This is a genomic window from Marinomonas rhizomae, assembly GCF_003315485.1.
Taxonomy (GTDB): Bacteria; Pseudomonadota; Gammaproteobacteria; order Pseudomonadales; family Marinomonadaceae; genus Marinomonas; species Marinomonas rhizomae.
The window spans coordinates 1-25,874 of the sequence record NZ_QNSE01000016.1 but is presented as its reverse complement, the minus strand read 5'-3'; the positions used below and the strand labels follow the sequence as shown (position 1 = coordinate 25,874).

General features: G+C 42.7%; 26 protein-coding genes. 17 read left to right on the top strand and 9 right to left on the bottom strand.

Translation table 11 applies throughout. From position 1 onward, the window contains the following. Positions 1–183: 183 nt before the first annotated feature. Positions 184–942, top strand: a complete 759-nt coding sequence (locus DFP80_RS18070; RefSeq protein ID WP_113918219.1) for a DeoR/GlpR family DNA-binding transcription regulator — start codon at positions 184–186, stop codon at positions 940–942. Positions 943–1,045: 103 nt separating this feature from the next. Here DFP80_RS18070 and DFP80_RS18065 read toward each other — a convergent pair whose 3' ends face one another. Both DFP80_RS18065 and DFP80_RS18060 read right to left on the bottom strand, forming a co-directional pair. Further along, complete coding sequence (locus tag DFP80_RS18065) at positions 1,046–1,906, bottom strand: NAD(P)-dependent oxidoreductase (protein WP_113918218.1); 861 nt, start codon at positions 1,904–1,906, stop codon at positions 1,046–1,048. A gap of 116 nt (positions 1,907–2,022) precedes the next feature. Then, complete coding sequence (locus tag DFP80_RS18060) at positions 2,023–2,949, bottom strand: LysR substrate-binding domain-containing protein (RefSeq protein WP_113918217.1); 927 nt, start codon at positions 2,947–2,949, stop codon at positions 2,023–2,025. A gap of 112 nt (positions 2,950–3,061) precedes the next feature. On the opposite strand from DFP80_RS18060, the gene DFP80_RS18055 reads away from it, so the two are divergent. Together DFP80_RS18055 and DFP80_RS18050 are read left to right on the top strand one after the other, a co-directional pair. Then, positions 3,062–5,056 (top strand): CocE/NonD family hydrolase, encoded by a 1,995-nt coding sequence (locus DFP80_RS18055; protein WP_113918216.1) that lies wholly within the window; start codon positions 3,062–3,064, stop codon positions 5,054–5,056. Positions 5,057–5,084: 28 nt separating this feature from the next. Then, positions 5,085–6,602 (top strand): BCCT family transporter, encoded by a 1,518-nt coding sequence (locus DFP80_RS18050; protein ID WP_113918215.1) that lies wholly within the window; start codon positions 5,085–5,087, stop codon positions 6,600–6,602. Between the two features lie 550 nt (positions 6,603–7,152). Here the strand turns inward: DFP80_RS18050 and DFP80_RS18040 are convergent. The 3 genes from DFP80_RS18040 to DFP80_RS18030 all read right to left on the bottom strand — a co-directional run bounded on the left by DFP80_RS18040 (position 7,153) and on the right by DFP80_RS18030 (position 8,738). Beyond that, positions 7,153–7,782 carry an OmpA family protein gene (locus DFP80_RS18040; RefSeq protein WP_113918213.1) on the bottom strand — a complete coding sequence of 210 codons (630 nt, stop codon included), beginning with the start codon at positions 7,780–7,782 and terminating at the stop codon, positions 7,153–7,155. 117 nt (positions 7,783–7,899) lie between these two features. Further along, positions 7,900–8,322, bottom strand: coding sequence for a VOC family protein (locus DFP80_RS18035; RefSeq protein WP_113918212.1), 423 nt, complete (start codon positions 8,320–8,322; stop codon positions 7,900–7,902). A 98-nt stretch (positions 8,323–8,420) separates the two neighbouring features. Continuing rightward, positions 8,421–8,738, bottom strand: coding sequence for a hypothetical protein (locus DFP80_RS18030; RefSeq protein WP_113918211.1), 318 nt, complete (start codon positions 8,736–8,738; stop codon positions 8,421–8,423). Between the two features lie 86 nt (positions 8,739–8,824). Between DFP80_RS18030 and DFP80_RS18025 the strand changes: the two genes are divergently transcribed. Beyond that, positions 8,825–9,853 carry a nucleoid-associated protein gene (locus tag DFP80_RS18025; RefSeq protein ID WP_113918210.1) on the top strand — a complete coding sequence of 343 codons (1,029 nt, stop codon included), beginning with the start codon at positions 8,825–8,827 and terminating at the stop codon, positions 9,851–9,853. 48 nt (positions 9,854–9,901) lie between these two features. Here the strand turns inward: DFP80_RS18025 and DFP80_RS18020 are convergent, their stop codons facing one another. Then, positions 9,902–10,546, bottom strand: a complete 645-nt coding sequence (locus DFP80_RS18020) for an HAD family hydrolase (protein WP_113918209.1) — start codon at positions 10,544–10,546, stop codon at positions 9,902–9,904. Between the two features lie 150 nt (positions 10,547–10,696). Next, positions 10,697–10,888 carry a hypothetical protein gene (locus DFP80_RS18015; RefSeq protein WP_113918208.1) on the bottom strand — a complete coding sequence of 64 codons (192 nt, stop codon included), beginning with the start codon at positions 10,886–10,888 and terminating at the stop codon, positions 10,697–10,699. 166 nt (positions 10,889–11,054) lie between these two features. Here DFP80_RS18015 and DFP80_RS18010 point away from each other — a divergent pair, with 166 nt between their 5' ends. Next, positions 11,055–11,537, top strand: coding sequence for a DUF2947 family protein (locus DFP80_RS18010; protein ID WP_113918207.1), 483 nt, complete (start codon positions 11,055–11,057; stop codon positions 11,535–11,537). 27 nt (positions 11,538–11,564) lie between these two features. Here DFP80_RS18010 and DFP80_RS18005 read toward each other — a convergent pair whose 3' ends face one another. Continuing rightward, on the bottom strand, positions 11,565–12,275 hold the full coding sequence (locus DFP80_RS18005; RefSeq protein ID WP_113918206.1) for a tRNA-uridine aminocarboxypropyltransferase: 711 nt from the start codon (positions 12,273–12,275) through the stop codon (positions 11,565–11,567). Positions 12,276–12,574: 299 nt separating this feature from the next. Between DFP80_RS18005 and DFP80_RS18000 the strand changes: the two genes are divergently transcribed. Continuing rightward, entirely contained in the window at positions 12,575–13,339 is a 765-nt protein-coding gene (locus DFP80_RS18000; RefSeq protein WP_113918205.1) for a DUF1499 domain-containing protein, read from the top strand. A gap of 82 nt (positions 13,340–13,421) precedes the next feature. Next, on the top strand, positions 13,422–14,009 hold the full coding sequence (locus DFP80_RS17995) for a TetR/AcrR family transcriptional regulator (protein WP_113918204.1): 588 nt from the start codon (positions 13,422–13,424) through the stop codon (positions 14,007–14,009). 5 nt (positions 14,010–14,014) lie between these two features. On the opposite strand, the gene radD is transcribed toward DFP80_RS17995, so the two are convergent. Further along, on the bottom strand, positions 14,015–15,772 hold the full coding sequence (gene radD, locus DFP80_RS17990) for a DNA repair helicase RadD (protein ID WP_113918203.1): 1,758 nt from the start codon (positions 15,770–15,772) through the stop codon (positions 14,015–14,017). A 119-nt stretch (positions 15,773–15,891) separates the two neighbouring features. Here radD and DFP80_RS17985 point away from each other — a divergent pair, with 119 nt between their 5' ends. From DFP80_RS17985 to DFP80_RS17940, 10 genes are all read left to right on the top strand, one after another. Beyond that, complete coding sequence (locus DFP80_RS17985; protein ID WP_113918202.1) at positions 15,892–16,584, top strand: 2OG-Fe(II) oxygenase; 693 nt, start codon at positions 15,892–15,894, stop codon at positions 16,582–16,584. Positions 16,585–16,707: 123 nt separating this feature from the next. Continuing rightward, positions 16,708–17,703 carry an oxygen-dependent tRNA uridine(34) hydroxylase TrhO gene (gene trhO, locus DFP80_RS17980; protein WP_113918201.1) on the top strand — a complete coding sequence of 332 codons (996 nt, stop codon included), beginning with the start codon at positions 16,708–16,710 and terminating at the stop codon, positions 17,701–17,703. Between the two features lie 205 nt (positions 17,704–17,908). After that, positions 17,909–20,131 carry a DNA polymerase III subunit gamma/tau gene (gene dnaX / locus DFP80_RS17975; RefSeq protein ID WP_113918200.1) on the top strand — a complete coding sequence of 741 codons (2,223 nt, stop codon included), beginning with the start codon at positions 17,909–17,911 and terminating at the stop codon, positions 20,129–20,131. Between the two features lie 17 nt (positions 20,132–20,148). Further along, entirely contained in the window at positions 20,149–20,475 is a 327-nt protein-coding gene (locus DFP80_RS17970) for a YbaB/EbfC family nucleoid-associated protein (protein ID WP_113918199.1), read from the top strand. Positions 20,476–20,484: 9 nt separating this feature from the next. Continuing rightward, positions 20,485–21,078 (top strand): recombination mediator RecR, encoded by a 594-nt coding sequence (gene recR / locus DFP80_RS17965; protein WP_113918198.1) that lies wholly within the window; start codon positions 20,485–20,487, stop codon positions 21,076–21,078. A 1-nt stretch (position 21,079) separates the two neighbouring features. Then, positions 21,080–22,222: a ribonuclease D gene (gene rnd / locus DFP80_RS17960; RefSeq protein ID WP_113918197.1), complete on the top strand. Its 1,143-nt coding sequence runs from the start codon at positions 21,080–21,082 to the stop codon at positions 22,220–22,222. A gap of 28 nt (positions 22,223–22,250) precedes the next feature. Beyond that, a complete protein-coding gene (locus DFP80_RS17955; protein WP_113918196.1) occupies positions 22,251–22,544 on the top strand; it encodes a YcgL domain-containing protein in 294 nt (97 codons plus the stop codon). Positions 22,545–22,561: 17 nt separating this feature from the next. Next, positions 22,562–23,041 carry a YcgN family cysteine cluster protein gene (locus tag DFP80_RS17950; protein ID WP_113918195.1) on the top strand — a complete coding sequence of 160 codons (480 nt, stop codon included), beginning with the start codon at positions 22,562–22,564 and terminating at the stop codon, positions 23,039–23,041. A gap of 57 nt (positions 23,042–23,098) precedes the next feature. Further along, entirely contained in the window at positions 23,099–24,970 is a 1,872-nt protein-coding gene (locus DFP80_RS17945) for a VWA domain-containing protein (RefSeq protein ID WP_113918194.1), read from the top strand. Continuing rightward, a complete protein-coding gene (locus DFP80_RS17940; protein ID WP_113918193.1) occupies positions 24,963–25,748 on the top strand; it encodes a class II glutamine amidotransferase in 786 nt (261 codons plus the stop codon). The genes DFP80_RS17945 and DFP80_RS17940 overlap by 8 nt, the downstream gene beginning before the upstream one ends. The last annotated feature ends 126 nt before the right edge of the window (positions 25,749–25,874 follow it).

Genomic DNA, 25,874 nt, shown 5'->3' with positions numbered 1-25,874 from the left:
ATTAACACATATTATGAAAGGTTTTTGTGTTTTTTGTCTATGCGCTGTGTTGCTATAGTGATGAATAGCGTGAAAACTAATGCTTTCATGGATTGTATCGATATTTTTTCACATAAATTCACATAGCGATTTTTTTTTGTTAAGCTGCAGTGGAAGTAATTTTGTGAATTGAACGGCGGAAAGATGATTCCAGTAGAGCGGCAAAGAAAGATCCTGACATTATTAAAGAATCAAGAAGTAGTGAGTATTTCAGAGTTAGTTGATTTATTTAATGTGTCTCATATGACTATTCGTCGAGACATTGAAAAACTTGAGGCTATTGGCAAAGTTAGTTCAGTTTCTGGAGGTGTGCAGCTAGCAAGGAACATTCATATTGAGCTCTCGCATGATATTAAAATCACCCAGTTTGCCGCTGAGAAAGAGCAAATTGGCAAGTTGGCATCGAGTATCATTGCTCCAAATATGACGATATACCTTGATGCAGGCACCACAACGTTAGAAATTGCTCACCAAATAACCCAAAGAAATGACCTGCTCATTATCACTAACGACTTTGCTATATCGGCTTACTTAATGGCGAATTCGGCTAACGATATTTACCATACAGGTGGAAAAATCGACCGACAGAACCAGTCTACCGTTGGATCAAAAGTAGCTGATTTTTTATTAAGCATGAACATTGATATTGCCTTTATCTCGACCTCGTCTTGGAATTTAAAAGGGCTATCTACGCCGAATGAAGATAAAGTCATTGTTAAGCATGCTATTGCCAAATCATCGAAAACTGTTTGTCTGGTTTCCGACACCTCTAAATATGGGAAAATTGCCGCCTTTCATGCATTGGATATGGAGCGAATTGATACCATTATCACCGACTCAGGTCTGCCAGAAAGTGCGTTCAATGAATTGAGAGATAAAGGTATTGATATTTTAACGGCTTGATTTTTCGGTTGCCGCTCTCTAATCAGGAAAAGAAAAATAGGAGAGGGAAGATAGACAGGCATTTGAATGCCAGTCTATCTTCTCTCTTATCCTTAAACAGTCATTACTTTATCACTTTATAAACCGCGGCAATGTCTTCCTCCGCAAAGCCTGCTTTTATCGCTTGTTTAAAGGCTTCATTGGCAATCGCGGCGGTTGGCAAAGGTTGCTCAAGTTGATCGCCTAGGGCAACGGCAAGGCGCAAATCTTTTTGCATGTGTTTAAGGGGAAAACTGGTGGTGTAGTTTTCATTCAATAACATGGCGCCTTTGCCTTTAAACATCGGATTCGCCATAGCGCCAGCATCGACTATGTCTAAAATCTGCTGACCGTCTAAACCAGCTTTTTGTCCCAAAGACATGCCTTCGCTGAAAATGCTTAACATGCCGCCCATCATCATATTGACCACGAGTTTCATGTTAGCGCCTTGGCCGACGTCGCCAAGATACGGTGACATTTTTCCCATCACTTCAAACGCGGGTTTAACATCGTCATAAAGAGATTGATCGCCTGCGGCTAGAATGATCAAAGTACCATCTTCAGCGGGTTTTTTTGTACCGGAAACCGGTGCTTCTAAAAATCGTCCGCCTACTTGGGTAATTAAACCGGCAATGGTTTTTGAGGTGTTGTCGTCTACGGTAGACATATCAACATAACCACGACCAGCGCCCATTCCTGCCATAACGCCGTTTGGACCTTGGCAAAGCGCCAACGCGGCTTCAGGGTCAGACACCATCGCAAAGGTGATATCACAGCTAGCCGCGACGTCTTTTGGTGTTGTACCTTGGCGAGCTCCCAAGGCTACTAACTCAGCGCACTTGGCTGAATTTCGATTCCATACCGTCACATCGAATCCAGCCTTAACTAAATTCGCCGCCATCGCCTTACCCATGATGCCTAAACCTAAAAAACCAATACTAGCCATACAACTCTCTCTTATTTGGTGTTATTTCTGACAGTGTAACAAATAGAAAAAGCCATCGTCTTTAAATAATAGCCAGGCAAAATCATCATGGTATCGGTAGAGTGAAGTGCGAGGCGTTAGACTTTGCTGTGATTTTGGTTGGCCACCAATTCCATAACCCAGTTGATAAAAGATTCGGAGCTATATTGGTTGGCGTTTTCTGTTCGCGTCAGGAAAAATGCGTTGTTGTTGCATTCTATGGGTGGAGTAAGCGCAACTAAGCTGCCTTCTGTTATTAGGTCTTTAATATGCCAATCCCAGGCGAGAGCAATGCCTAAGCCATTTTGGGCGGCATGAACGACAGCAATCTGATCCTCCATCTGAATTTGGTTTAATGGCTCTTGATAATTTATTCCTGTATGCGCCGCCCATGTACGCCAGTTTTCCCAAAAATCAGGTGCATCTTTTAGTCCTAGCAGAGGCTGCTGCCAGATGTTGTCTAGATTTTGACACTCAGGGCGTTTTGTTAGAAAGCTAGGGCTACACACTAATAGCATGCGCTCGTTAAACAGTAAAAAATTGTTCTTGGAGGACGTTTTTAAGGAGGAGTAATAAAACGCGACATCATATTCATCACTTTTCACTTCACTCATATTGCGCTCATTATTAATGCTGATATTGAGCATGATGTCTGGGTATTTATCTCGGAAGTCATCTAAATGAGGGATTAACCAAAAATGGCTGAAGCAGGTGCCAATTTCTAAATTCAGAGGGAGAGGAGAGACTTTATCATCCATTTTTTGGGATTCTTCTGCCAATAACGTCAGAGCTTGACTGACACTTTTTAAATAAATTTGCCCCTTTTGGGTTAATTCCAGCCCCGTTTTTTTACGGATAAATAATTTGGTGTTAAGGAAGCTCTCTAGTTGTTTGATTTGTTTACTGACAGCGGTTGGGGAAACACATAGCTCATTAGCGGCGCTGGTTAGCGTGCCAAGACGAGCCGATGCTTCAAACAAAATAAGGCTGCTTAAAGAAGGAATTGTTCGGTTATTTATCGGCATGTAAATATTAACCCTGAACTTTTAGTTCAAGGTAGCCTAACAAAATAGCGTTTTACTTACAATTCAAGCCTCCTAATATGGATATAAAACACAAATAAAACGAAAGGATTGTATGCAAAACGTCAAACATATACATCATGCTATGTTGCCATTACCTGATGGCACTAAGCTGGCTTATCGCGCTTGGTTGCCAAGCGATGCTAATGACAAACCCGTCCCTGCTATTTTGGAATTTTTACCATATCGAAAAAACGATGGCACGATCGTTCGAGATGAAATAACCATGGCGCAAACTGCTGAGCAAGGCTATGCCTGTATCCGCGTTGATCTGCGAGGCTGTGGGGAATCAGAAGGACATACAACGGACGAATACACCGAGCAAGAGTTGCAAGATGGTTTCGATATTATCGCTTGGTTGGCGGAACAGCCTTGGTGTAGTGGTGACGTCGGTATGGTGGGGATTTCATGGGGTGGGTTTAATTCGCTGCAAGTCGCAGCACTTAATCCGCCGGCACTAAAAGCCATTATTACCCAATGCTCAACCGATGATCGTTATGCTACAGATGTGCATTATATGGGAGGCTGTTTGCTGAACGATAACCTCGATTGGGCATCGTTTTTCTGGGCGTATGCGCAAGGCCGAGCACCAGATGCTAAGTTAGTTGGCGATGGTTGGAAAGAACAGTGGTTAGATCGTTTAAACCAGATGCCATTTTTGGCAAAACCTTGGCTCACCGAGCAAGTACGCAATGACTATTGGAAACATGGCTCCATATGCGAAAACTACGGTGATATTAAAATTCCTGTTTATGCGATGAGTGGTTGGGCTGATAATTATCGTAATACTGTATTTAGCCTGCTCGAAAATCTTGATGTGCCTTGTAAGGGGCTAGTTGGCCCTTGGGCACATAAATATCCCAATATCGCGTATCCAAATCCTAAGATGGACTATGTAAAAGAATCTGTGCGTTGGTGGGATCGCTGGCTAAAAGGCATTGAAAACGGCATCGATGATGAACCGGAATTAAGCTACTACATGCAAGACAGTGTTCGTCCTCAGTCAGATTATGACCAACGTTCTGGACAATGGATTTCAGAGCCTGTTTGGCCATCGCCTCAAACCGAGTGGAAAACCTTTTTTCCATCGAACGGACAATTGCTCGAAACACAGCAAGACAATGCTATAGCACAGAAAGTTTGTTCACCTCAGACCGTTGGCCTAAATGGTGGACGTTTGTGTGTTGGGATTCGTCTAGAGATGGAACAGCCTGCGGATCAGCGAGCGGATGACGCCGGCTCACTCTGTTTTGACACCTTGCCTTTAGGGGACGATTTAGCGATTGCAGGGCAAGTGATCGCGAATCTAGCCATTCGCAGCGATAAGCCCGCAGCAAACCTAGCCGTGCGAGTATGCGATGTTCATCCAGATGGTGCTGTGACGCGTATTAGTGTTGGTGTGCTAAATCTAACACATCGTGATAGCCACGAGTTTGTTGAGCCGCTAACGCCTGATGAGCTGTATCAGGTCGCCATTCCTATTAATCATGTTGCCTACAAGGTGCCAGCAGGCCACCGCTTACGAATTTCTATATCGACGGCTTGTTGGCCGCTCATTTGGCCATCTGCCGATCATGCTACGGTTACTTTAGAGTCGACACTGAGCAATATCAAGGTACCTCATAGAACAAGTCTAGTGACGGAAGTGCTGCCGCCTGCGTTGGGTACGCCTGTGGCAATTGATGGTGAAACATTACGCCCCACTAACAGTGAGCGCGTGGTTCATCAGGATTACAAAACGGGTTTGGTAACGCTGGAAACACATGACGATTTTGGTCGACAGCATTACAACTCTTGTGACACTGACATTGATATGTCCATGAGTCAGTGGCAGACGATTCACCCTGAGGATCCGCTTACAGCAGAATCTAAGCTGGTGTTTGATTTAACTATGGGTCGAGAAGGCTGGTGGACAGGTTTGAAAGGCGTCTATCACATGCGCTGTGACCATGATTATTTTTATGTCACTAGTACGTGGCAAGCCTTTCATGACGACGAGCTGGTTTTCAGCAAAGAGTTTGAAGAAACCATCAAACGAACGGGTGTTTAATCGATTATCTTTTTGAGGATATTATTTCATGTTTAAGTCACTAAGACCGCTGGTCTTTTTTCCAACCTTTATTATTTTGGTTGGTGCATTAATATTCAGTTTGGTGGATTTGGATCTCTTTACACAATACACCAAAATAGCCAATAACTTCGTACTGTCGCACTTTTCTTGGTTATTTAGCCTAGGTAGTTTTTATCTGTTAGTGCTGGTTGTCATTACTTATTTTTCTAAACTGGGAAATGTCAGAATTGGTGGCGAAAGTGCCACGCCAAAGCTCAGTAAATCTCGCTGGTTTATGATTGTATTATGTACAACCTTAGCAGTTGGGGTGTTGTTCTGGACAACAGCTGAACCGCTTTACCATTTACATTCACCGCCAGAAAGCTGGGGCATAGAGGGTAATAGTCCAAATGCTGTCTTGTTTGCTTTTTCTGCGATGTTTTTGCATTGGGGGCCAACGCCTTATTCTATTTATGCTGTTCCAGCATTAATTTTTGCCTTAGTGTTCCACAATCTAAAGCTTCCATATTCCATCAGTAGTTCATTACGCCCCGTTTTCGGTAAATACGTGACTGGTCGTATGGGTGATGTAATCGATGCGCTGGCGTTGTATTCGTTAGTGGTTGGTATGGCATCATCGTTAGGTACTGGCGCGTTAACCCTTCTGGGTGGTGCTAGTCAATATTTGCCAATAGAACGTAATGCGCTGACTCTGGGCATTATTATCGGCGTGATAGTGCTGACCTTTGTGTTGTCTGCTGCACGTGGTTTGATCAAAGGCATCGCGCGTTTATCCATGGTCAACTTTTGGTTATTGATTGGATTGTTTGCTTTTACTCTGATCTTTGGTCCAACGCTTTATATGTTAGGTATTGGCGTGGAAGGTCTTGGTGCTTTCTTGCAAAACTTCTTCCGTCTCAGCTTATTTACTGGGCAAGCGGCCAGTGATCCATGGCCACAATGGTGGAGCGTATTCTACTGGGCGGTTTGGTTCGCTTGGGCTCCCATTACCGCGATGTTCCTAGGTAAGATTGCTCGTGGCTATACCGTACGTGAGTTTATCCAGGTAAACGTCATCTACCCAAGTTTGTTTGTGTTGTTATGGATTTCTGTGTTCTCTGGCGCGGCCATCTTTATGGACCAAACTAGCAACGGTGGTTTGTATGCTATATTGAATGATGGTGGCATAGAGCAATTGCTTTACCATATCTTTGGTGAGTTGCCGCTTGGTTCAATAACGTCATTGATTTTAGTATTTATTGCTTTTATCTCTTATGTAACCGCCGCCGATTCCAGTACCGACGCCATTGGTGATTTGTGTGTGAAAAACTTCAATGCTGACTCACAAGAAGGAACGGGATTGCCAATTAAGGTGTTATGGGGAACCATCATAGGTTTGGTCGCTTGGATTATGGTCAGCACCGTAGGCGTGGCGGGCGTTAAGTCCTTATCGAACCTTGGCGGCCTACCAGCAACCTTGATTATCCTATGTTGTAGTTTCACCTTGGTTAAATGGATTAAGAATCCCGCGTTATTAAAAGGTTAACTAGATAACTTCACCTCAGTAAACAAAATGGCTTGGCACTTTCGCTAGGCCATTTTTAGTTCGCGGTCTTGCAACTACTCAATTTTCATCAGTCTTTTTTAGTTGTGCAAGTAATGCCTCTAAAAAAATAGCGATCTGAATCGACAGAAAAGATTTGACAGAACTTATCCAATTTTTTGGGTTGCGACTCTTAACAAAGGCTAATACATCCGCTTCATAAAGAGCAGATTCTTGATGATAACCTTCGCCTGAGCCTTGTACCCAATCATTCGATACCATCTGTTTGATGATGTCGTCCTGAAATATTCTGTCCTGTGTCGCGTCATTTATTATTTAATCCTGTTTATCGCTTTTTGGTGAGCGAGGCTTATGTTCTAAATGTGTCGGTGGGCTCTAGGGAGAGTAGTTTTTATATCACCAACTTTATCTGTGTTTAGATTGATCATTTCTCATAATTAAAACCAGAATGTTAATAACTCCCAATCCCCAAACCAAAAAAAGCCAGTCATTTATCATGACTGGCTTTTCGGGTGTTCTATTTGCTAAGCGCTTAGTTTCTGTTGTTCAGCGCTGTGCTGGCATTTTTGTCCACGCTGTAGATTGTCCAGCGTTCGTTGGCAAATTGTTCTTTAGCGAAGACTTCCGCAACCACTCGGCGGTTGAGCTTACGACCGCTTTCTGTGTCGTTGTCAGCGATAGGTCGAGCGGCACCGTAACCAATACCTTTGACACGATCTGCTTTGATCCTAAAGCTGTCTACAAGAACATCGGCAATGGCTGAAGCGCGTTGCTGAGACAAATCGCGATTTAGCTCTGCAGAGCCTTGGCTATCTGTGTGTCCTTCGATTACCACTGTGCTTGAAGGGTGATCTTGTAAGAACTTTGCCAAGCCTTTCAATTCTGAATAAAAGCGAGGTTTGATGTCAGCTTTGCCACTATCAAATAGAATGTTTAATTCTACAGACAGGAGTTTTGTTGTTTGGTTAGGACAGCCGTAGTTGTCTACCGCAGCCCCTTCCGATGTATCAGGGCAAAGGTCACGTGCATCAATAACGCCATCTCTGTCCACATCTGTCAGGCGTGACTGTACATTTGAAGCATATAGACTTTCAGCGGCAGCAAACTGGCCGTAGAGAAGTAATGTTCCTGTAAATGCGATGGTTTTAATGAGTGTCTTCATGACCCTATTGCTACCTTATAAGTTTTGACTCTTTTAGCTTAGAAAATACTTGGCTAGATAACTACCGTATATTTGTATCTTTCTTTAAGCAAACGGACGTTTTGTAAACTTATGTAACTACCAGCTACCTGTATTTTCCATAGAAGCCCATGGTTCGGCGCTTTCAAGAGACCCATCTTTTTGTAATAGTTCGATTGAAATACCGTTTGGGTCTTTAATAAAGGCCATATGGCCATCGCGTGGTGGTCGTAAAATGGTCACGCCCATAGATTGTAGCTTTTCACATACTTGGTAAATATTATCGACTTCAAAGGCCAGGTGACCGAATTGGTCTCCGCCAGTGTACGCGCGATCACTCCAGTTATGAGTTAGTTCAACTTCTGGTGCGCCTTTTTCAGTTGCGTAATAGATAAGTGAAAATTGGCCTTTTTCACTGTCTATACGTCTTGTTTGAATCAGACCTAGCCCTTCTGTATAGAATGTATGACTTTCTTCTGGTTTATCTGTTCTTATCATGGCGTGTAGATATCGAATAGACATGATAACTCCCTAATTTGGTTTAAAACGATGTGGAGGCATTATTGCAGCATCGGCTCAGTAATTCAAAGCCATAGTAATAGAAGACTCTTTTTATCTTCTTATTCTTCCCAGACCCAGCGAAGAGGGTCACCAAAGTCATCATAGATGATTTTTTTCTTAGGCCGCTTCTTTGGGGTTGTGACTGCTGGAGATTTGTTGTGTTTTCGCTGTTGGATAGCGGCTACAACGTGATTTAATGGCGTGCGGTCTTGTTTTGGCTCGTTAAAGCCTATGTGGCTCGTGTTATACTTACCATCAACTAAACCGGATTCACCCATGTCGACTTGCTGGATTGTTCCGTTTTTCTTGATAAATTGATCTACCAGAGACTCAAGTTCTTCTCGTGTGTCTCTTTTGGTGGTTTTTGGTTTTATCATAGCGTTTGGGTTTGGGAAGATCCTTCAGTAAGTCGATGGGTTAAAAATTGATCGTAATCATCCATATTAAACGTAAGAGGTAGCTGGTGTCTATTAGCAACTTAATTGTGCATGAGATTCAAAAGCATGAAGGCGAGCGCAAAGCGATACTTATTGCGCGTCCAAATGAGAACCCTGTTGATGGGCAGGCCGAAGCATTATCTGCCCAGGTAACGAATCTATTTAATCGTTCAGGTATGAATACTGGGCGCTTTGTTAACCCTCAGGGAAGTGAGGAGGGGGCGCAATTACCCGCTTTGCTATTTAAGCATTTCAAAAACGACACCTTTGTCGATTTTGCTGGTTTTACCAAAGATTGCGCTGCTGAGTATCTGAAGTATTTAGAACCTGTTGAAGAGGCTGAAGGTGGTTTGTTGTGGTTTAATCATTACGAACTTCACGATACGCATTTTTTATACATAGTGATGTTAAAACGCAAAAAAGGCATTGGCCTTGGAGCCGATCTTAGTTTGTCACAAATCGAACAAATTGAGATGGAAAAGCTACACATGTCGCTGCGTATCAATTTGACGGCGTGGCAAGCTGGCGATGAAGGTCGTTATATTTCATTTCGCTTTGGTCGTGCGCCTAAATTCGAGAGTGAATATTTTACTCAGTTTATTGGGTGTGACGAACCTAAAGTCGCAGCAAAAGAAACACGTAAACTGGTGGATTTAACGGCGGCGTTTTGCCAATCGGAAGGTTTGCCTTCTAAACAAGCGAATGAGTTTAAAAAGGTCGTTTCAGAACATTGCCAGGCGAAAGCACAAGACCGTGAGCCTCTGGCGATTAAAGAAATTGCTTCTCAGGTTGAATCTCGATTCTCTGTGGAACAGGCCAATAAGTTCTTAGAAATTGCGGATTCAGATAGTTTTAAGATGGAAAAAGAAATTTTCGTCGAAAAAGCAGCGCTAAAAAAATTGACTCGTTTGTCAGGCAGCTCTCGTGCTTTGACAATAAGTTTTGATAGTGATTTGTTGGCGGAGTCGATTGTGTTTGATGCAGACTCAGGCACATTGACTATTAAAGACTTGCCAAAGAGTCTGCTAAAACAATTGCAGGCTATGTCTAACTGAGTTTTTTATTGCGCAGGCTCAGTTAGCTTCAAAGAGTTAGAGGGTTTATTAAAGACCTAATAAGCCTTCTAGTTCCTTCATAGTTTTAAAGCATTCGGTTGCGCCTGCTGCCGCTTGCATTTTTTCATCAAGAGTTTCACTAAACGCGAGCACTCGCATGCCAGCTGCTCGTCCTGCTGTAATTCCTGCGATAGAGTCTTCAATAACTAAACAATCTTTTGGGTCGACATTTAGTGCTTTTGCAGCTTTTAAGTAAAGGTCTGGGGCTGGCTTGCCGTTTTCCACGTCTTCGACACAAAAACGGGTAGAAAATTGTTCAGACAATTGGATCTTGTCTAGTTTGAAGTTCATTTCTTGGCGGCGTGCATTGGTCGCCATTGCAATAGGTGTTGTTATTTTGCCGAGTAAATCTCGCACACCGTTAATAGGTTCTAGGTCCGCTTCGATGGTGGCGTGAAAACGTTGTCTATAATCGTCATCAAAGTTTTCTGGTAATGGCTTGCCGAGTAATTTTTCGGCGTTGATTAGGTTTTCTTTGTTGGTGAATCCGGTGAATTTTGCGTGCAAAGTCTCGTCGTCGAGTTCTAGGCCACACTCACTTAGCATGGATTTTAAAATAGTATTGGATATGTTTTCTGTGTCGACAATGACACCATCGCAATCAAAGATTATTGCTTTGTAAGAGTAAGTCATAAAGAACATATTTTGTTGTGAATGAGTATTGATGATAGCGAATTTGGGGGGCGTTAAGGAAGGGAGGGAGTTTTATTATTTTTCTCCCCTTAAAAAGATCTATTTACGATAGACTAACACCCAATTATTATGGGCTTATTCTTGTAAGGCTTAGTGGCTTGCTTGACCAAGTTGCTGAGGACGAGCGCTTACTTTCTTGATTGCTTTTACAGTAGTCTTAAAGAAAGCAACAACCGCTTTAACACGACGAGCACGTCTTTGACGGCGAGCGTGATCTTCAACTGTGGTGTCTGCGTAGCCCCATTTTGCTAATAGTGCTTCGTATTGTTGTTGAGAGTCCATAGTGTTCTCCTGATTTTCTGATTTGATAAATGTTGTTTTATTACAACAATGATAATATTAGTTAAGCTTGACCGATTGAACAAACGATCCTTTCTCACTTGTTAGGTTAGTTTTTTTCATCATTATTTATATCTATTTAGTTAAGACTATATTTAAGGAAATTTCTTTGTACCAATCGTTAGAACAGTTTTCAAAGAGTTGGATTTTTAAACGTAATGATCCCAAAGTTGAGCAGGAAGACTTGCAGCAAATTCGTTTGTTAAGTGAGCAGCGTGCTGGGCAGATTTGGCGTGATTATATTAGTGATGAGCAAATACATCCCGATCATTTTTCGGATCGGGATTGGTTGAAGAAAAGCAGTGCGCAGGCCCCAGAGGGTAAGCTTCAGTGGGAAAAAGCGTGGGATAGTGATCAGGCGTCCCTACCTGATGGAGTGTTAGGGCATTTCTCTAATTGGGGAGATGATACGACCGTCTTTTTTTGTTGCCATAATGAGCTGATTTTTGAACTTAATTGGGGTGTTTTTAAGCGTACTTGGAAAGCATTTTTATTCTTAGATAATGGCCCTGTCTTGGTAGGTAAAAAGAAAAAGCAAGCGGCACAGTTTCATTCCAACGGTTGGGTGAATTTGTTGTTTAGAGAGTCCTGATGGAGAAGACTCTTTTGTAATTTACTTTCAAAAGATGTCGCTGTTGCCACGCTTTCGGCTAATTAAGCAGTGTTCATTGAACACTTGATAGTAGTTAAGTAATCGCTGACTGTGTTCGTCATGGCCTAGCGTGTCAAGTAGCATAGCCGTAACTTCGGCGGTGGCAAATTGAATTTGATGGCTCGAGTGCCTAACGAGAAAAGAACGCTGAACTTCAGTGTTTATTTCAAAGTGTGGAATGTCTCTTAGCCACTCACTTTGATGAAACATTTTACTAGCCTGTTTCCATGTTCCATCCAAAATAATAAAGGTGTGCTTCTCGTCGCCTCTATCGTTTGATGGGGTGGTCTTTCTTAGTTTTCTATTCTGTGCTTTTGCGGTTTCGGTGTTGGGGAATAATATCGTGCAATTGCCGCGCTTTCTTTCTATGTGGTCTAGTAGAGTTTGCTGGGGTTCGGTTCTGCTCCATATGTAGGCTTGAGTGTCGTTTGGAAATAAATCTGCAATCAGTCTGCCGCTGTTAGTGGGCTTGTGAATTTCATCACGATGAAAAAGCAGAATAAATTCGATAGGGGAGGTTTGGCTCTCTCGTCGATCGCAAAAGCAGGCAAATTCTGCCATTAAGCAGTGAGTGCAGCGGATGGCATTGGCGCCTCTTGCTATGAAGGGTCTCGTGGAGTTTGCTTTACATTGTTCGCGCAGTATATCAACGCAATGCTTTTGGTGGGTAGCCGTCATATCGTTATGCTCTATTTTTAACTGGGCAATTATCGATCTTTTGTTTTAAATGTCTAGTGTTCTCATAAAGCGAATTCAGCTTTTCATTACCCTTTTAGTAGAGTGAAAGCGAGCGTCATTAATTAGGTTAAATGTTTCAAATTGTTAATGAAAATGGCCCTTATTTCGGCATTTTGTAGAAAACCTTACATAAAATATGCAAATACAAAGGAATGCGATAAAACAGGCTTATTGCTTCTGTTCGTTATCATCAAGTCGCGATAAGGTGTGAGATATTATTTTTTCGCTATGAGTTGTCTATGAGTCGTTATATCTCACCGGTTTTATACATTCTTCTCATGTTGGTTGGTTGTATTGCATTTATATCTATTGCTGGTGTTCGTGTTGGGATTTTTGAGCCAATTACAGGTTTTTCTATGCTTCGAAAAAGTGTATTGGCTTCTTTGATTTTGTCTTTACTAGCTGCCGTGTCACTAGGTGTTTGCTGGAAAGAGCGAAATATAGCGTGTCAAAGGTTTTTCTTTTTAGTGTTGATTGTGTCATTAGTGTACAGCAGTATGTGGATTGGCTTTTATTTGCAGCGTGCCAATTTGCCGGAGATAAACGACATTACAACCGATACGGTTGTTCCTCCTACCTTTCTCAATGTTAATTTTATTCGAAAATCTCAAGAAAATGATCTGAGTTACAATAGTGAATGGGCTCCCATTCAGCGCAAATATTATCCTGAAGTCCAGCCGTTATTTTTCTCTAAAAATACGTCAGCCGTTTACTCTGCGATTGAAAAGCTTGTTGAAGCGCGTGGCTGGGATGTGGTGGCTACGTATTCTGGAGCCGGGATTATTGAGGCGACTGCTCGCACGCCGATTTTCGGTTTCCGAGATGATGTGATTATTCGTATTACAGAAATTGATGCGGACAAAGTGAGAGTGGATATGCGTTCTTGTTCTCGTGTAGGGAAAGGTGATTTTGGTGTAAATGCTGAACGAGTCGTATCTTTTATGGCGGACCTTTCTGATTCACTATCTCGCCCTCCAATGCCAGATCTAAGCTCCATGCGTTAATCTGCTATGCATTAAATTACACTCGTCTTTGAAAATCAGACAAGATAGACTCTCTTAATATCTTACTTAGGGGAATGTTCAGGTGAGTCTTCGTCAGCAACAAAAAGCCAATACTCGATCTAAAATCAAAACTATTGCTAAGCAGGCATTTTTGACGCAAGGCATTGAGGCAACCAGTACTCGTTATCTAAGTGATCAAGCTGGTATTGCTGTGGGGACCTTGTTTGTTCACTTTCCCGATAAACTTTCCTTGGTTAAAGATATCTTTTTTGATGAGATGGATGTGGCGCTGCGTGCTGCGGTTGCTTCTCAAAAAGTCAGTTCCTCTCCGATCGATTATCTTTTGCAGATGGCTCAAGTCTTATTTGATTTCTACGATGAATATGCTGAATTTACTCGCCAAGTATTATTGGATAGTTTGGCAAAGGGCGGTTTTCATACCAATCAAATGGCGGTGATTTCAGAAGGTATTGTTAAGCGTTTCAAGCAAGTGGGAGTTGATGATAAAACGGCCAGTATCTTTGCGGAAAATATGATTTCTAACTATTGGTTTGTTTTATTAACAGGAGTGCCTAAAGGGGTTCTTGGGCAGGTTGCGATCGATCATCTGAAGCGAATGAACCTGCCGTTTGAAATGTCTTATCGTAATGCGTTAAAAGCCAAAGGCTAATGATTTTAGCTAAGTTGGTTGGCTTTTCGATAAGGCCCTTGGTAATCGAATAATCGTTCGGTGACCTGCCAATGTTGCTTTTGCTTTTTAGCAATGACGAAGTCAGGTGCAGGAAGGTAAGGTAGAAAGGGTTTCACTTCCTCTAGTTTATCAAATTCAATTGTTTGGCTTCCGTCGGCAATTCTTCGAGCGAATAAGTTATTAAATGCCTGTCGTGATTTCTTGAAATTAAACCGAAATGTCTCTGCCAGTGTTAGGCCGTCTTCATCATGATAGGTGATCTTAATGCTTTTTTCTTTGATGTTTATTTCTGGCGTAATGGCGGAGCAGCGTAACACCTTATTATTTTTTAGGTTAAGTGCGCTTCGTAGTAAGTCATCTGGATCAATCAGCTTTTCTGTGCAATGTTGGCATTGTCGTGCGGCGATGTCATTTTCTTCATTACAGTGAGGGCAGCGTTTAAAGCGAAAGCGATGTGTACACTGTGTTTCACCATGCTCTGTTTCAACTAGGCCGTGACAGCGGCGGCCAAAATGCTCAAGAATGTTCCCTTCGGTGTCTTTTCTTCCCCAGAACGTATTGGCAAAGTCGCACGCAGGACAGTGGATTTGTACGGCAACAGAGTCTTGTGTTGGGCGCTTTTCACCAATTTCGGGCTGAAAGATATTGTAGCCATTATTCGTATAATCCAAGACTAAGCAGTCTTTTTTGCCGGGACTTAAGCGTAAACCGCGTCCGACAATTTGTTGAAATAAACTGATTGATTGTGTGGGTCGTAATATGGCAATTACGTCTACGTGTGGCGCATCAAAGCCTGTGGTTAATACTGAAACATTAACAAGGTATTTGATTTCTTTATTTTTAAAGGCGGTGATTAATGAGTCACGTTGTTTGAGCTTGGTTTTACCTGTTATTAAAGCGGTTTTATCTGCTGGTAAGTAGCTGACGATTTCTTTGGCGTGATCGATGGTGGCGGCAAAGATCATTACGCCTTGGCGATCTTGGCTAAGTTGTAATATCTGTTCGGTAACGGCTTCGGTGACTCTTGGGTGTTTATGGATCAGTTCATTTAATGCTATGTCGTCGGTGTTTTGCTCGCCGTCCAAGCTCTCGGTTAGTAAGCTGAAATCATAATGGGCGATCGCCGCGTCGTAATGTATTGGTGGCGTCAAATAGCCTTTTTTCACCATGTGTTGGAGTGGCAACTCAAAAATACATTTCTTGAATAATGAATTGGTGCAGGTGCGTGTGTAGCCATGATAATGATTTTGGTAGATCCAGCCGCTACCTAGGCGGTAGGGTGTGGCGGTCAAGCCGAGAATTTTTACCTTTGGGTTTAGGGTTTTAAAGTGTTCGATAGTTTTGTTGTATTGGCCACTTTCTTCCATGCCGACACGATGGCATTCATCAATAATGATCAAGCTTGCTGGTTCGTTAAAATTATTAAGATTTGCAGATAGCGATTGGATGCTAGCGAAGGTGGTTTTTTCTGTGCTGGTTTTCTGGCTTAGCCCAGCGGAAAAAATCCCCGCTGATGCGCCTGTCGCCAAAAATTTAGCGTGGTTTTGTTCCACTAGTTCTTTCACGTGTGCTAGACAGATAACTCGCCCCTTGGCTAATCGACTAAGCTCTGCTATTACTAAGCTTTTTCCGGCGCCTGTTGGAAGTACAATAACGGCTGGGTCGTCGCTATTACGAAAGTGCCTCAAAGACGCCTCAACGGCTTGAATTTGGTAGTCTCGTAATTGAAAGGTTTGGGTCATTTTATTTCAAATCTATCAGGTGAAATCTTGGTGTGTTGTGTCTTTGGCTACAGTATCATACCCGCTCTCGTAATTTTGTCTTTTTACAAGTGATCTTTTTATAAGTGACGAACCCATCTATGTCTATTAAAGTGCTGCCTGCTAAAAGTTTATATGTTGAAAACTCTATTCCTGCTTTTAGTCGAGAAGAGCCATTTGCGAATTTATTAATGGACTTACAAACTAAAGGTTGGAGTATACAAGACGATTTTTTTTCAACGGATTTTACTCAAGCATTAATGGATGAGGCAGAAAGCATACAAAATGCGGTCATGCTGCAGGCGGGTATTGGTCGAAAGAAGGATCATCAAATTGTTTTAGATGCTCGACGTGATTATATTCAGTGGATTGACCCAGATAAGCCTATTCGTACCGATTTTTTAAAAATGATGGCTGAATTTCGTGTTGCACTCAATCGTCATTTGTTCTTGGGGTTGTTTGATTATGAGGCTCACTTTGCTCGTTATGAAGAAGGTGCTTTTTATGAAAAGCATATTGATGCATTTAAGGGTGAGAGTAACCGTATTTTGTCGACGGTATTGTATTTGAACGAAGATTGGCAAAACAGTGATGGCGGTGAATTGATTGTCTACGATGAACATGACCCTGCTATCGAAGTGGGGCGGTTTTTCCCAAAAAAAGGGCGCTTGGCAGTGTTTTTGAGTGAGTGCTTTTATCATGAAGTGATGGTGGCGAAGCGAACGCGACACAGTATTGCTGGCTGGTTTCGTGTCAACAACACCACAGGCTCTGCACTTGATCCTGAGCAATAAATTTACTCCTGTTTTTATGTGGCTTTTTGGGATTTAGTCTCGAAAAATGGTTTATAAATCTTTATAATTCGCGGCTTGTTTAATTGCTCTGGTTTTACGTTCCAGATCGCATAGGAGAAAGTCATGTCTAAAGTCGTTGTGTGTGCCCTTTATAAATTTGTTGCCTTACCTCATTTTGAGTCCCTTCGTGAACCACTTCAGAAAACTTTAGAAGATAATGGTATTCGCGGTACCTTGCTGCTCGCAAGTGAAGGTATTAATGGTACGGTAGCTGGTTCTCGTGAAGGTATTGATAGCATGCTGACTTGGTTAGATCAGCAACCAGGTCTGGATAAGATAGTCACCAAAGAGTCTTATGATGAAGATATGCCTTTTTATCGCACGAAAGTGAAGCTTAAAAAAGAAATCGTTACCATGGGGGTGGAAGGCATTGACCCCAAACGCGTGGTGGGCACTTATGTTAAGCCGGACGAATGGAATGCTTTGATTTCTGACCCTGATGTGGTGTTGGTCGACACTCGTAACGATTATGAAGTACAAATCGGTACATTCAAAAATGCTGTAAACCCGAAGACAGATACCTTTCGTGAGTTCCCAGCATACGTGAAAGAAAATATGGATCCGGCAAAACAGAAGAAAGTTGCTATGTTCTGTACTGGTGGGATTCGTTGTGAAAAATCTACGGCTTACATGTTAGAGCAAGGTTTCGAAGAGGTATATCACCTCGAAGGCGGTATTTTGAAGTACTTGGAAGAAGTGCCAAAAGAAGAAACCATGTGGGAAGGTGAATGTTTCGTTTTTGATAATCGTGTGTCTGTAAATCACGACCTACAAAAAGGCGAATACGACCAATGTCATGCGTGTCGTATGCCGATTACTGAGGAAGAAAAGCAAAGCGAGCATTACATTCAAGGTGTAAGTTGTGTTCATTGTGTTGATAAATTTACCGACGAGCAGCGCCAACGCTTTATTGAGCGCGAGCGCCAAGTTCAGCTTGCTCGTTCTCGAGGTGAAGAGCATATTGGTGCAGAAGTATTGGATGCGGTTGAAAAACATCGCCTTGAAAAAACGCTAGAAAAAGAGCGTCAGCGTAAAGTCCGCGAAGCCAAAGCGAATTAGTAAGCTGTTTTTTGTAGGATCTATCATTTGGTTTTTCAGGTGATAGATCGACAAAAAAATGTTGTAAATTTAAGCTATTGATCTTTATAGCGAAGTTTTTTGTTATTTCCCCTAATTACCTACTGTCCTGTGCACTAAGAGTGGTTTCGAAATTGCTCGTACTGCCGTACAATAAAAAATCGCTTTTTATCAGCCAGTATCTATCATGAGTTATCAAGTTTTAGCACGTAAATGGCGCCCACAGACTTTCCTTGAAATGGCTGGGCAAGACCATGTACTTCAAGCGTTGGTGAATGCTTTACGCCAACAGCGCTTACATCACGCCTATTTGTTTACCGGGACACGCGGTGTCGGTAAAACCACTATCGCGCGTATTTTCGCCAAATGCTTGAACTGTGAAACCAATGGTATTTCCCCAGAGCCTTGTGGAACTTGTGATAGTTGTCGAGAAATTGCTGAAGGTCGTTTTGTTGATCTGATCGAAGTGGATGCTGCATCTCGTACCAAGGTAGAAGATACCCGCGAATTATTAGAAAATGTGCAATATGCGCCAACTCGTGGCCGCTTTAAAGTCTATTTGATAGATGAAGTGCACATGTTGTCGACTCATTCCTTTAATGCGTTATTAAAAACCCTTGAAGAGCCGCCAGCACACGTCAAATTTTTGCTAGCGACGACAGATCCACAGAAACTCCCTGTGACGATTCTTTCCCGTTGTTTGCAATTCAATCTTAAAAATATGTCCCCACAACGAGTGGTGGATTATTTGCAAACCGTGCTCACTACAGAAGACGTCAACTTTGATCAGCCTGCGTTGTGGCAAATTGGCCAAGCGGCAAATGGCAGTATGCGTGATGCCTTGAGTTTGACGGATCAAGCGATTGCTTTTGGTAATGGAAAGATCTCGGAAACTGGTGTTACGGCAATGTTGGGCTTAGTGAATCAAGCGCAAGTATTGGATTTATTAGAAAGCGTTGCGTCTAAAAACGCTGCGCAAGTATTGAATAGAATAGAGCAGCTTGCTGATTATCAACCAGATTTTACGGCGATTTGTGGCAGCTTGTTGGATGTATTACATCGTGTGGCGATAGAACAGCAAGTGCCAGGCGCATTAATGGATCAGCTTGGTGACTTGGTGCGTATTCAAGCCATTGCAGCAAGTGTAAGTTCTGAAGAAATACAAATTATGTATCAGAGCTTATTGATTGGCCGTCGTGATTTACATTTGGCGCATTCAGCTCGTGCGGGGTTTGAAATGTTGATGCTAAGGCTGATTGCCTTTCGTCCTGCACCGCCAATGACCGTTAGCCATAATGCGCCGCCAGTGGTGGATGTTCAAACAGAGGCGGCACCAGTATCGTCAGTTGAAACACTGAATCAAATGGCAGAAAGCAGCCCCTCTTCACAGGTGGCGCCGGAAAAAAAAACAGTAATCGTTGAGCAAGCAGAGCCTGAGCGGGCACAAGAAGAAATGGCCCCGCTGACGGTGCCGGCTGAGCATCCGCCTTGGGAAGAGGCTCCTCAGTCTGTTGCTGCAGAATCCGCTCTTGTTGAGCAAGATGTTGTTGAAAATGCCACTACTACAGAGGGTGTCGTGGACAGTGTTCAGGTTGAACCGCATCAACAGCATGTTGAAGATCTTGCCTCGATCAATGTTGAGTCTACGAGCGCGCATAATGACGAAACGGTAGAGCCGGCTAATTTGCAAGAGTCAGGTATTCAGGCTAACACGGTGAGTACGTCAGAAAATGACGCTAAACCTTTTGTCGTTGCACAAGAGAGGTTCGCAGAAGACTCGTCAGATGACAGTGACGAGAATGATGAAGATGATGACGAAGCGGAAGAACGCGCTATTGCTGATATCGTCGATCCATTTAATCCTGCCGCGGAATTGGTTGATGCGTTAGGTGCGGAACCTATTGACTCTTCAACCGTCGAAGAAGAAAGCAAAGAACCAGATATGCGTCTAGCCAAAGTGCCGGATACCATTTCACAGCCTGCATTGGGTATGCCATTACCTGAGATGAGTCATTATAATGAGCTAACTATGAAGCTTTGGTGGCTGGTGGCTCCGCGTTTGCCTTTGACAGGTTTAGTGCAAAATATTTTAATGAATTCCAGCTTGGTAGATGCAAGTGATCAAGGCGTTCGCCTTGAGGTGCCTTTAGAATATGGGCACATGCTAAACCAGGTGCGTTACGAGCAGATACAAGGTGCGTTGAGTGATTTCTTCGGGATGACGGTGCCCTTAATTATAGATACAGTGGAGGACACCACGGGGGTGACTGCAGAAGAGTTTGCTGCCAGTAAACGAGCAGAAGCCTTACAGGTGGCGATTACACATTTGAATTCACATCCAGTTGTGCAGGCTTTGTCGGCAACGATGGGCGCACAGCTGGTTTACGATACGGTTAAAGTTAAAGCTTAAATTGGAGAGCAAAAGTTATGTTTAAAGGTGGTATGGGTAACATGATGCGCCAAGCGCAGCAGATGCAAGAAAATATGCAGAAAGCGCAAGAAGAAATCGCTAACATGGAAGTAGAAGGTCAAGCGGGTGCTGGCCTTGTGAAAATCTTAATGACAGGCCGTCATGACGTGAAGCGCGTGTCTATTGATGATTCTTTGGTTGGTGACGACAAAGAGATGTTAGAAGATTTGATCGCGGCGGCTGTCAATGATGCTGTGCGTAATATCGAAGTGACTCAAAAAGATAAAATGGCTTCGGCAACGGCAGGTATGTCTTTGCCACCCGGCTTTAAAATGCCTTTTTAGGAGTGAGCTTTGTTTAGTCCCTTAATTAAAGAATTGATTGAATCATTACGTTGTCTGCCGGGTGTTGGGCCAAGATCAGCTCAAAAAATGGCGTTGTACTTATTGGAACGTGATCATCAAGGGGCGGATAGGCTGGCAAATGCATTGCGAGAGGCGCTTGATAAAGTTGGCCGCTGTTCAAGTTGCCGCACTTTGACCGAAGAGGCTGAGTGCCAACTTTGTACAGATCCAGATCGCGACTCAAAGCATTTATGTATTGTCGAAACTCCAGCAGACGTTGTTGCAATTGAATCTGCTGGAAGTTTTTCTGGGCGTTATTTTGTTTTGCTAGGGCATTTGTCTCCTATTGATGGTATTGGCCCTGAAGAATTGGGCTTAGATCGTTTGGAGGCGTTGGTTCAGCATAATAAAGTGGAAGAAGCGATAATTGCTACTAACTCAACAGTAGAAGGCGAGGCAACTTGCCACTATATTGCTGAAAAATTAAAAACATTGAACATCAATGTCAGTCGTATTGCCCATGGTGTACCTATGGGTGGCGAATTGGAATATGTTGATGGAAACACTCTGGCTTTAGCGCTAGAGGGACGGAAGAAGCTCTAGTATGAATGATCAAGATGATGCTCTGAATATTGTATGGGTTGCGGATAATGAGTCGCTGGTGAGTTGGTGTGATTACTGGGCTGATTTGCCGGTTATTGCGGTCGACACAGAATTCATTCGTCGTACAACCTATTTTCCAATTACGGGGCTTATTCAAATTAGTGAAGGCGAGAAAGCCGTACTGATTGATCCGTTGAATATTGATGAATGGGAGCCTCTTCGTAATCTGATGGTGAACCCTTCAGTAATGAAGGTCTTTCATGCTTGTTCTGAAGATTTGGATGTTTTTGACCGTTTGCTAGGTGTGTTGCCAGCTCCTTTTTACGATACTCAAATTGGTGAAGCCTATGCTAGCGCCCAATGGTCGCTGAGTTATGTGAAATTGATTCATGAATATTTGCAGATTGAAGTGGCAAAAGATGAGACCCGTTCTGACTGGGTTCAGCGTCCGTTAACCGATGCGCAAAAACGTTATGCTGCACTTGATGTTGTCTACTTAGCCAAAGTTTACCCAATGCAAATTGCCCGTTTAGAAGCAAAAAATATGCTCGAATGGGTAATGGAAGATTGTGATTCATTGAAATGGCAATATCAGATGAACTCTGACCCAAAGCAAAATTGGGATGGTGTTAAAACAGCGTGGCGTTTGTCTCCAGCGGGTTTAACCCTATTGCGTTTGCTGTTTATTTGGCGCGATGAGCAGGCTCGTAAAGAAGACGTTCCAAAAGGGCAGATCTTAAAAGATCGTACTCTTTGGTCGCTAGCGAAAACCTTACCAACACACCATAAAGCGGTTTCTGAAGCGGAAGAGTTAACGGGGCGTCAGCACCGCTTGTATGGTGATGTTATTTTGCAAAACGTTGCCTTGGTAAATGAATTGTCACCTGATGAATATCAGTTGCCGTTGGAGGTGCCTTTGCCCTCTCAGGCGGGAGAATTAACTAAGGGGATTAAGTCTTTTGTTCGTGAAAAAGCAGAAGCATTGAAAATCGCACCAGAAGCCATGATGAAGCGTAAGCTGTTAGACCCTTTAGTGCGTCATTTGTATGATGGTTCTGAAATTGATTGGCAGAATCCTGCATTAACTGGCTGGCGACGCGACGTAATTGTTGATCCAGTTCTAGAAACATTTAAAAAGTCCTAATATGGCGTTACAGCGCCAAGGGTAAAATATGAAACAGCATTTAATCGTAGAAGTATTTCGTTCTAGCAAGCATGATGGAATGTACTTGTATGTTGAAAAAAGCAAGGGACTGAAAGATATTCCTGAAGAATTAATGTCTCGATTTGGTAAAGGCATTAGTGCGATGACTATGTTATTAACCAATGAAAGTAAGTTAGCTCGAGCAAGACCTGAAAAAGTAATTGAAGGTATTCGAGAAAAAGGTTTCTATTTGCAATTGCCACCGGCGAAAGATGACTATTTGTTGGATTTGTATAAAACACCAACAGAAGCGGTTTATTAACTATCTGGATTTAGAGAATGATTGCAAAGCGTTACGAACCTTTTTGGAAAACCACACCATTAGAGCAGATGTCTCAAACTGAGTGGGAATCCATTTGTGATGGTTGTGGGAAATGTTGTCTGCAAAAGTTGCAAGATGATGAAACAGAAGAGGTTTTTTATACCAATTTGTCTTGTCATCAACTCAATGTGACTTCCTGTCAGTGTAAGGTCTACGACACTAGGCAAGATAAAGTATCAACTTGTATTACGTTAACGCCAGATCAGATTGATGAGTTTCATTGGTTACCTGATACCTGCAGTTATCGTGTTTTACATGAAACCAAAATATTGCCAGATTGGCATCCTTTGGTGGTTGGTAGTGATAAAGAAATGCTTCGTCAAGGGCTGACAGTTCGCCATTATGCGGTGAGTGAAAATTCCGTTGACGAAGAAGATTGGGAAACTCATATAATCAAATGGGTACATGGTATGCCGGAGCCGTATGAAATAACTTGAGTACGACGAATGGTCGCTAATTTCAGCAAAGTAAAGTTGTTCAAGGAGTTCGCAAGCGTGAAGTGGTTGAAAATAAATACTGTGTTGTTAGTGGCTGTTTTATTCTTCTGGATGCCATCAAGCCAAGCGGATACTCAATTCCGCGTTATTGTGGACGCCTCTGGCAGTATGTTAATCAGTGATCCTGATAAGCTAACCTCTGAGGCATTACGGTTGATTTCAAATCTTGCCCCTGAAGAAAAAGCCACGTTGGGTATTTGGTTGTTTGGTGAAAAGCCGAGGGTTCTTCTGCCTGAAGCTATTGTGAACAAAGCCAACAAAGTAAAATTGGCCAGCTATGTCGACAGCTATGTTACGCAAGACCTCAAAACCGATTTAGAAGCCATTGTGAAGCTGCTCTTAGACACGCCAGACTCAGGTAATCTAGAGCCTGGTTTTAATCGTCATTGGATCTTGGTGACCGATGGCATGGTGGATATCAGCTTAGATGACGCTGTCAATAAGGCTTCACGTGACCGCATCCTCAACGAGCTAACTGCCAACCTAGAAGAGCGTGGAATCCATCTTCATACTATTTCGATGACGGGTTACACCGATAAAGCCTTGCTTGAATCACTTTCGCTTCGCACTAATGCAACACACACTGAGGTTGCGATTCCTGAAGATTTATTAGATACCTTTGATCGTATTTTTACTCAAGCTTCTCCTTCGAATGAGTTGCCATTTGACGGCAATCGTTTTGTTGTAGACGACGCGATCAAAGAGCTGACATTAGTCGTGTTCCACGAGAATGGAATACAGCCCCATATTATAAAACCAGATGGCACTCTTTTGTCTTTGGTGAGTAATAAAAATGTGTTGGTGTCTGCATCAAACCATTACACCCTAGTTACAGTTCGATCGCCTGATTCCGGAGCATGGCAAGTTAATAATGTTGATCTTGAACGAAGTAGCATAAGAGTGATTACGGATTTAAGCGCTAAAGCAACGCAGATTGCGCCAGTGATATTTCAGAATGAGCCTATATACTCTACCGTCGCTTTATTCCAAAAAGACAGCATCATAAAAGATGACAAAATATTGAATTTGCTCAGTGTTGAGCAAACACTAGTACGTTTAAGTGGAGAGCAAAAAGAAACCGTTTTATCTCATCAAATGGACAGAGCGAATGATCAGTTTAAACAACGTTTAGAGGGGATTGTTGAGCCCGGAAATTATGAATTAATAAGTCGGATCGACGGAAAAACCTTCACTCGTCAACTAAGTCAGTTTTTTACCGTACATCCTGCTATAAATTTTGAAGGAACCAATCCGAGCGGTAATTTAGTCGCCTTTTCCGCTAAACCAGTGAATCTTAAATTGAACATGTTACGTTCTAACGTAAAACTTGAATTCACCTATCGCAATGGCACTACAGAAATTGAGGAGATGCCACTAGTAGGTCAAGGTTATTGGGAAAAAATCATTCCGGTGTCAGCAAACGATAATGTTAAAGTCCGTGCGCATTTAATTGGCTTTACTCAAACGGGGTTGCGTTTTGAATATTGGACGCCTATTTGGCATTTCAATCGACAAGGAAATGAAGTGCCATCGGTTGGGTTAGAAGATGTGGCTTCATTGGGGAAAATCCTTATTCCAGTCGCATCCTCTAGCAAGGATGTAATGCCAGTGTTGGTTCCACCCTCTGTTTCTGTGGTGAGCGAGGTAGAAGAAAGCACTCGCTCTGAAGTTGATGTAAAGGAAGAGTCTACCGTCGAATCGACAACCGACATGGTATTAGATGAAGCGAGTAACCTTTCAAAGAATGAATGGATCCTGTATGTCGCATTGAATGTAGGTGGCATTTTAGTGATAGCTGGCGGTATATTTTTATATCGTCGTATAAAGAAAAATAAATCGATTAAGAGAGATAACCTAGACGATGTGTGAGTTATTAGGCATGAGCGCCAATGTGCCAACGGATATATGTTTTAGCTTTTCTGGTTTGCGTGCTCGTGGCGGACGTACAGGCCCTCATAAAGATGGTTGGGGAATGGCCATGTATCGTGATGGTGATGTGTGGGCGATTCATGATCCAAGGCCTAGCGCTGATTCAGATATGGCGGAAGTCATCAGTAACACGTCATTAAAATGTGACATAGTGATTAGCCATATTCGGCAAGCGAATGTCGGTGCAGTCAGTCTATTAAACACACATCCTTTTAATCGCTTGTTTTGGGGGAAAACTTGGACTTACGCTCATAATGGTCAATTAGAGTCATCAGGTTCATTACCAATAGAGCATTATCACCCATTGGGCAGTACGGATTCAGAGCGAGCGTTTTGCTGGATTGTTGAGCAACTACAAACCCGTTTTGGTGAGCAAGAGCCTGCTTTGGATGATGTATCTGCCGTGCTTTCGGAGTTAGCTTTGCAGCTTAAAGCCATGGGCGTGTTTAACATGATGCTTTCTGATGGCGTACGCTTATATTGTTTTTGTACTACCAAATTGCATTGGATTACCCGCCGAGCACCCTTTAAAAAAGCGACCTTGTCGGACGAAGATGTCATTATTGATTTCAAAGAAGTCACCACCGACAAAGATGTCGTCACCATGATTGCTACTCAGCCATTAACCCATGATGAAACTTGGCAACAGATGGAAGAAGGGGAGTTGTGCGTGTTTGAAGGTGGCGAAGTTGTCTGCCAGATCAAAGCGAACCTTTGAGGATCGCAAACTCGGTTCCCTCCCATTTATTCAAGGGGAGATACCATCTTTCAAAGCAAGCCTTTTTTAGTCATTTAGACTATTTGAGGCTTGTATTCGCTTTGATGTTTCACAACACCAAAACAA

What these genes read in the sequence shown, in the direction of transcription:
- DFP80_RS18050 (WP_113918215.1), top strand. Translation starts at nt 5,085, where the DNA reads ATGTTTAAGTCACTAAGACCGCTGGTCTTTTTTCCAACCTTTATTATT.
- trhO (WP_113918201.1), top strand. Translation starts at nt 16,708, where the DNA reads ATGTCTAAAGTCGTTGTGTGTGCCCTTTATAAATTTGTTGCCTTACCT.
- DFP80_RS18000 (WP_113918205.1), top strand. Translation starts at nt 12,575, where the DNA reads ATGAGTCGTTATATCTCACCGGTTTTATACATTCTTCTCATGTTGGTT.
- DFP80_RS17950 (WP_113918195.1), top strand. Translation starts at nt 22,562, where the DNA reads ATGATTGCAAAGCGTTACGAACCTTTTTGGAAAACCACACCATTAGAG.
- DFP80_RS18015 (WP_113918208.1), bottom strand. Translation starts at nt 10,888, where the DNA reads ATGGACTCTCAACAACAATACGAAGCACTATTAGCAAAATGGGGCTAC.
- DFP80_RS18030 (WP_113918211.1), bottom strand. Translation starts at nt 8,738, where the DNA reads ATGATAAAACCAAAAACCACCAAAAGAGACACACGAGAAGAACTTGAG.
- dnaX (WP_113918200.1), top strand. Translation starts at nt 17,909, where the DNA reads ATGAGTTATCAAGTTTTAGCACGTAAATGGCGCCCACAGACTTTCCTT.
- DFP80_RS17970 (WP_113918199.1), top strand. Translation starts at nt 20,149, where the DNA reads ATGTTTAAAGGTGGTATGGGTAACATGATGCGCCAAGCGCAGCAGATG.
- radD (WP_113918203.1), bottom strand. Translation starts at nt 15,772, where the DNA reads ATGACCCAAACCTTTCAATTACGAGACTACCAAATTCAAGCCGTTGAG.
- DFP80_RS18035 (WP_113918212.1), bottom strand. Translation starts at nt 8,322, where the DNA reads ATGTCTATTCGATATCTACACGCCATGATAAGAACAGATAAACCAGAA.
- DFP80_RS18060 (WP_113918217.1), bottom strand. Translation starts at nt 2,949, where the DNA reads ATGCCGATAAATAACCGAACAATTCCTTCTTTAAGCAGCCTTATTTTG.
- DFP80_RS18070 (WP_113918219.1), top strand. Translation starts at nt 184, where the DNA reads ATGATTCCAGTAGAGCGGCAAAGAAAGATCCTGACATTATTAAAGAAT.
- rnd (WP_113918197.1), top strand. Translation starts at nt 21,080, where the DNA reads ATGAATGATCAAGATGATGCTCTGAATATTGTATGGGTTGCGGATAAT.
- DFP80_RS17985 (WP_113918202.1), top strand. Translation starts at nt 15,892, where the DNA reads ATGTCTATTAAAGTGCTGCCTGCTAAAAGTTTATATGTTGAAAACTCT.
- DFP80_RS17955 (WP_113918196.1), top strand. Translation starts at nt 22,251, where the DNA reads ATGAAACAGCATTTAATCGTAGAAGTATTTCGTTCTAGCAAGCATGAT.
- DFP80_RS18020 (WP_113918209.1), bottom strand. Translation starts at nt 10,546, where the DNA reads ATGACTTACTCTTACAAAGCAATAATCTTTGATTGCGATGGTGTCATT.
- DFP80_RS18055 (WP_113918216.1), top strand. Translation starts at nt 3,062, where the DNA reads ATGCAAAACGTCAAACATATACATCATGCTATGTTGCCATTACCTGAT.
- DFP80_RS18005 (WP_113918206.1), bottom strand. Translation starts at nt 12,275, where the DNA reads ATGACGGCTACCCACCAAAAGCATTGCGTTGATATACTGCGCGAACAA.
- DFP80_RS18040 (WP_113918213.1), bottom strand. Translation starts at nt 7,782, where the DNA reads ATGAAGACACTCATTAAAACCATCGCATTTACAGGAACATTACTTCTC.
- DFP80_RS17940 (WP_113918193.1), top strand. Translation starts at nt 24,963, where the DNA reads ATGTGTGAGTTATTAGGCATGAGCGCCAATGTGCCAACGGATATATGT.
- DFP80_RS18065 (WP_113918218.1), bottom strand. Translation starts at nt 1,906, where the DNA reads ATGGCTAGTATTGGTTTTTTAGGTTTAGGCATCATGGGTAAGGCGATG.